The sequence below is a fragment of the Pseudomonas sp. PIC25 genome (genome assembly GCF_002286785.1).
Taxonomy (GTDB): Bacteria; Pseudomonadota; Gammaproteobacteria; order Pseudomonadales; family Pseudomonadaceae; genus Pseudomonas_M.
Map to the genome: position 1 here is coordinate 1 of NZ_MUJY01000087.1, position 2,347 is coordinate 2,347.

Below are 2,347 nucleotides of genomic sequence, written 5' to 3' on the forward strand. Positions count from 1 at the left end.
GGCCAATACTTCGACGCCGAAACCGGCCTGCACTACAACCGCCACCGCTACTACAATCCCAACACCGGCTGCTTCCTCACCCCCGACCCGATCAAACTCTCGGGTGGGTTGAACAACTACCAGTACGTGAACAATCCCACGGGGTGGGTTGATCCGTTGGGGTTGGAGTGTATTGTTCCGTCAGTTTCGAAATATAAGCCAGAGCAGGTAAATGGAAGGAAAGTCTATAAAAACACCGCTGATGTTAGTCCGGAAGCGCCGGATTCTGTCGATAAGTCTGTAAACAAGAGCATCAGGGAAAAGATTGAGGCCGGATGGACCAACCAGGACTTAATGGAGCATGGATACGCCCCAATTGGGCCAGATGGAAAGCAAATTAACCTGCACCATTTAATTGGGCAGGAGCCAGGATCAATGGTAGAGCTGGTAGCGTCTACGCATAAGAAGTATCACGCTGAATTGCACGGTCTAATAGAGGATGGAAACAGCTTCCGAAACGATCCCAAGCTTGAGTACCAATATGAACAATTCCGTAAGAACTATTGGAAGACAAGGGCGAAAGATTTCAAGGTATCAGAATGAAAGATATTAATGAGATTCTGGCTTCTGCAAAAGCATCTTCAGAAGAAACTTTCTGGAATGGTCCGGTACCTATTTCAGAGGTGGAGAAGCTTGAAGAACTCCTTGGGTGTAGGCTTCCTAACGATTTTAGATGCTTTCTGGAAGCCTCAGGCGGGGGAGGATTTATTGATTCTGAAATATCTGGAATAGAGGATGGCGATGCAGCCAACTCTAATGGCGGCACAGTCTACGGTGACACCCTCCGTTGTCGCGAAGAGTACGGCCTTCCTGTAAATGGAGTAGTGATATTCTTCCGAGACGAAGAGATATGTTGGTGCTTGTGTAAGGAACAAGATGCATGGGTTGTGAGAAGTTATAGTCTGCATAAGCGAAAATACGAAAAAATACTTTATTCAAGTTTTACTGATTTCTTTGATGAATATGTGGAGTTGAGAAGGTAGATGAGGTAACTGGGGATTGAAACAAGAGTAGGAAAGCGAGAGCAGAGACTCAGTCTCCACCCAGGCTGAAGTGCCACTAAAGTTGCATAATTTTTTAATATGCTCAGTCCAAGTGGAGCTTCAATCTTGGCGGGGATAAATAGATACATTGACAATAAATCTGTTCCGGGTTTCATGTAAGAAATTCTTGCATGTCTGAGGTCGAGTGGGCGTAAGGCGTGTCTCAAAATGCATGTGCGGCACTTCAAATTACTATAATTTAGTGAATTTTCGGGTGTGATCTCAGAGTGCTGCTGCTCTTTGGCGGGATGTGCCGCCGTTGCGATGGCCTTCATTCCTGCGATGTCGAACACCGCAGCTACTCGTGCCGAACGCATTGGTAGGCTTTGGCCTTGGATGCTTCGGGCTCGGACATGAACAGGGATATCGATACGTACACTGAGGGTCAGCTCCATCCTGTGCTTGATCACTCAAGAGCAGTCCGCGTTGCCGCCGAGCGCTTCAACCTGTCGTGCCCGGATACAGCCTGGCTCGGTTGGCAGGTATTGCACCGTTTCAGTTGTGCGCAGGGGCATGTGTTCAAACGGACGCCAAAGTCGCTCGTTAATGCCACGGTTGCAGCCGTCTGCCCGGAGTGTATCGGACAAGGGCATTTGGACCGCTTGCGTGCCGTTGCCCGCGAGGCAGGGGGCGAATGCCTGGACAATCAGTGGCGTGGCTCCAAGGTTCTTTATCGGTTTCGCTGCCAACAGGGCCACGTTCGGCAGCGCCGTCCAGACCACGTTTATAAGAATGCCGCTTGTCCCGTCTGCCTTCACCAGCACATCCACAAGAGCAAGCGACTGTCCGATGGCTTGGCCCGTCTGAGGCAGGCTGCGCAGTTGCGGGGTGGCGAATGCCTGTCGGACAACTACCAAGGCGTTGCCCAGCACTACCGCTTCCGTTGTGCCGAGGGTCATGAGTGGTCGGCGGGAGGGGTGAGCATCCTCAACAAGGGCTCATGGTGCCGGGCTTGTGCGGGCCAACGCAGGGGCAAGAGCTACCGGCTGGCAGATGGCCTGGAGCGGTTGCAGGCCGTGGCGGAGAAGCGCGGTGGTCGCTGCCTGTCCGACACCTATATGGGGGGACGGGAGAAGTACCACTTCCGCTGCGGGGCTGGTCACGAATGGCTGGCGCCCGGCACGTCCATCCTCCGTGGTACGTGGTGTCCGCACTGTAACTTGGCTTCCAAGCGTGATGGCCGGCTCCTGTTGGCGGATGGCTTGTCGCGGCTGCAAGCGATGGCCCGGCAGCGAGGCGGCGAGTGCCTGTCCACGGAATACCAC

Annotated in this window: 3 protein-coding genes; all 3 read left to right on the plus strand. The window is 53.0% G+C overall.

The window, feature by feature from the left end; genetic code table 11:
- Positions 1–582, plus strand: a 582-nt coding sequence (locus tag BZL41_RS10930; protein WP_305884104.1) for an HNH/ENDO VII family nuclease, incomplete at its 5' end; no start/stop codon positions are given.
- A complete protein-coding gene (locus BZL41_RS10935; RefSeq protein ID WP_095599321.1) occupies positions 579–1,022 on the plus strand; it encodes an SMI1/KNR4 family protein in 444 nt (147 codons plus the stop codon). The genes BZL41_RS10930 and BZL41_RS10935, both read left to right, overlap by 4 nt.
- Before the next feature lie 854 nt (positions 1,023–1,876).
- The coding region (locus BZL41_RS28840; RefSeq protein WP_256578130.1) for a hypothetical protein at positions 1,877–2,347 on the plus strand (471 nt) is incomplete at its 3' end.